This is a genomic window from Pseudoalteromonas sp. MelDa3 (assembly GCF_002863625.1).
In the GTDB taxonomy this organism is placed as follows: domain Bacteria; phylum Pseudomonadota; class Gammaproteobacteria; order Enterobacterales; family Alteromonadaceae; genus Pseudoalteromonas; species Pseudoalteromonas arctica.
Window position 1 is genome coordinate 1 of sequence record NZ_PJBR01000166.1, and the last position, 3,679, is coordinate 3,679.

The window sequence follows — 3,679 nt, forward strand, 5'->3', positions numbered from 1 at the left end:
ATAGTAAGATTTAATGGTTAATAGAACGCAGAAAACAATCTTAAATAATACTAATTAATTTGGTGCAATGCGGTGAAAGTGTGCACAAAACTGGAACAAAGGGAGGAGTTGAGGAATAAAGAAGGAATCTTAGTTAATTGTTTTTATTGAATTTTAATTATTTTATGAAGTTGGTACTAAGCTTGCTAATAATACGCTGTAGGTAGATTCCTATATCGACGATTTCCAAAAGCGCCACGGTATTTTCCCAAAGTTGAATACCGTGGCGCTTTTTTATTTTTCGCGTGTATTTTATTTAGCCGTCACAATAGCAATAACAATAGTAATGTTAAATTTTAATAAAGTAGGGAATAGCCACTAAAATAGCGCCTACAATCAGCAGCATACTAACACTGGTCATAAAGTACGGAAAAACCAATAACGACAAACCAATACAAAGTGGCACTACGGCTTTTTTTCTTCGCCCGTAAGTAAGGTAGCCAATACCTATGCCGCCAAACAAAACACTCCACGCAATTATTGATGCACTATCCATTTTTTCTCCATTTGAAGTTATTGTATAAAACCGAGCTTGTTCGAAACTTATAACTCAACATATCTGTATTTAATTTATCTATCTGCAATCGTTTTAGCAAACGCTAATAACTCACGTCTTAACCATTGGTGTGCAGGGGCATGGTGCAGCAGTGGGCTCCATATCATTTTTACTTCAATAGGGACTATTTGAAATGGCACCGGGCTGATTACTAAATCAGTATGAGAAGTTAATAACTTAGCTTGCCTGCGCGGTAGGGTGGCAATAAGTTGCTCTGATTGGCAAAGCAGGCTTGCAACCATGTAGTGGCGAGTAAAAACACGTATTTTACGGGTTTGCTCTAGTTGCCAAAGCGCTTCGTCTACCCAGCCTAATTTTTGCTTTCCCGATTTATTAGTAACAGCGGCCTCCGGCCCCCAACCTGCACGGTTTACCCAAATATGTTCTTTTTGTAAGTAGTCGTCTAACCCTGATTGTTGTAAAAATGTATTTTTAGGATGGGTTAAACAACAGTAATTATCGCGCCAAACACTGGCTTGATGAAACGAGCGTGGTAGGCCATTAAAGCGGTTTATTGCTAAATCAATAGTGCCTTTTTCCATGTCTTGCAGGTTTACGTCGCTTGGGCTTAATACATCAAAATTAATACCGGGATTTTTACTAAGCTGCGCAGTTATAAAAGGGGCTATTAAGGTCGACTCTATGTAGTCGTTTGCCATTATTCTAAAGGTAACTTCAGCGGTTGTAGGGTTAAATTGCTCACTAGGCTGCGTAATAGCTTCAGCCATTTTTAATAGGGCCTCAACTTCAGGCTTTAATGCAAGTGCCTTTGCCGTTGGCGTCATAGAGCCTGCGGCACGCACAAGTAGCGGGTCGTCAAATAAATCGCGCAAACGTTTTAATGCGTTACTCATAGCCGGTTGCGTAAGAGCAAGTTTATTTGCAGCTTTTGAAACACTTTTTTCATCGATGAGTACATTTAAGTAAACTAACAAGTTGAGGTCGACGTTTCTTATATTCATATGGGCGTGTTGGCCTTTCAGGGTTGAAATTTGTTCAATCTAGGGGCGATTTAATCGCGGCGCGAGGTTTGCCACCTAGTGGGCTAAGTAAAAATCGAGCAACAAAGAGTTAATTGTCCCTAGAAAGAACCCTATGGGCAGTGTGTATTTGGCCTTTATGCAGCGTTAAAGTACATTTATGGGGAGTCACCACACTACATGTACTTTGCCTTGCTTAAAAACCAAATACACGGCTGCAAAATTAACCTCGAAAGGTCAATACGCCCAATAAATTCTATTTATATGCTTTATTAATTATCTAAATTAAAGCCTGCTTGCTAAGGTGTAAACCATTAATAAAAAATAACCGCCATAACTGGCATCAATATAAGTGCTGTATTTATGCAAAATAAGCTAACAAATCAATCTAATAATGCGCTACAACACGTTGTAGCCAGTAAGCTTGCACGATCTGTTTTTGCTGGATTTGAGGCGATGTTTTCGCAATTTTTAAATATTACACTGGGTGCACAAAGCCGTTTTGAACAACGACAGTATCACAGTGTACAAAGTGCTATGCGTGAACGTTTACAGGTGTATGAGCGCGAAGTTAAAAACGTGAGTGAAGCCGTCAGAGTTATTGCTTATGCTGAACTTACTTGCCCGCAAACGTGGCAGTTAGCTAAAAATATTTACGGCGATATGGTAGAAAATCACGAAAATAAACCTATTGCGCATACCTTTTTTAACTCAACGTTTGGCGCAATTTGGGACGATAAAAAAATTCGTACTGTGCATTTGTTTGTATTAAAAGCAAAGTATCGTAGTGAGCCGCGCTCTTATGAAAGCTTAGTGAGCAGGGTATCGCTACATAATGGGTTTAATAACGCCGTTAAAACGCTTATCACTAATCAAGTATTTAGAGTGCCGTTTAGTCATTTAGAACGCGATGTAGCCACATTACAAAGTACGTTAATGCAAGGCGCTAAGCAGCAATGCAAACAGGTGTACGAACTTATAAATTTAAACGATGGGTATATTGAATACGCCAACTCATTATTTTTTAGAAACAAAGCCTGTTATTTAATTGGGCGCTGCATTGCTAAAAATGGCGACAATATGCCTTTTGCTATCGCTATTTTAAATACCGATGAGGGACTAAAGCTTGATGCTGTAATGATGGGCGCCGATCAATTAAGTTTATTATTTGGTTTTGCACGCACCTATTTTATGGTTGATACCGATAAGCCCGCTCGTTATGTAGATTACTTAAGTGTGTTAATGCCACATAAACAACGCTTTGAGTTATTTAACGCCATTGGTTTTATAAAGCACGCCAAAACTGAGTTTTATCGACACAAGGTTGATACGACTAAAAATAGTCCAGCCAACTTTAAGTATGTCACAGCACCAGGGACGCCAGGTATGGTAATGCTGGTATTTACTATTGAAGGGCTAGATTACGTTTATAAAGTAATTAAAGACAAATTTAGTGCGCCAAAAACAGCCACCAAAGCACAAGTGAAAGAAAAGTATAACTTTGTAAAACAAGCCGATAGGGTTGGTCGTTTGGTAGACACACACGAATTTAGATATTTAGCGTTTGATTTAAGCCGTTTTAGCGATGAACTGCTTGAGCAGATGAAAAGCCAAATTGGCAGCAGCATGGTTATATCTGGCAAGGCACTTATTTTAAAGCACGTTTATGTTGAGCGTAAAATGACCCCGCTTAATTTATATATTACCCAATGCGATAACAAAACCTTAGAGAGAGTTATGCATGATTACGGTAAAGCAATTAAAGAATTAGCCGGTGCTAATATATTTCCGGGCGACATGCTAATGAAAAACTTTGGCGTAACGCGATGGGGGCGAGTGGTGTTTTACGACTTTGACGAAATTTGCCCACTAACCGATTGCAACTTTAGAGAGGTGCCACAAACCCAAAATGCACTTGAAGAGCTAAGTAGTAACTCGTATTTTGATATAGCTGAAAACGATATATTTCCGAGCCAATTTAATGTGTTTTTTAGCGCCAACGAGATTGCGTTTAATTATTTTAATAATGAGCACAGTAACTTGTTTTTAGCGACGTTTTGGCAAGGTTCTCAGCAACAAGTACACAATGGTTTTCTACCCGATG

At 38.9% G+C, this 3,679-nt stretch carries 3 protein-coding genes; 1 reads left to right on the forward strand and 2 read right to left on the reverse strand.

The features are described 5' to 3' along the window. Positions 1-328 precede the first annotated feature (328 nt). Positions 329-535, reverse strand: a complete 207-nt coding sequence (locus CXF89_RS18650) for a hypothetical protein (RefSeq protein WP_008169332.1) — start codon at positions 533-535, stop codon at positions 329-331. A gap of 74 nt (positions 536-609) precedes the next feature. After that, entirely contained in the window at positions 610-1,557 is a 948-nt protein-coding gene (locus CXF89_RS18655; RefSeq protein ID WP_008138369.1) for a LysR family transcriptional regulator, read from the reverse strand. A gap of 381 nt (positions 1,558-1,938) precedes the next feature. Here CXF89_RS18655 and aceK point away from each other — a divergent pair. Then, positions 1,939-3,679, forward strand: a 1,741-nt coding sequence (aceK, locus tag CXF89_RS18660; protein WP_121955433.1) for a bifunctional isocitrate dehydrogenase kinase/phosphatase, incomplete at its 3' end; no start/stop codon positions are given.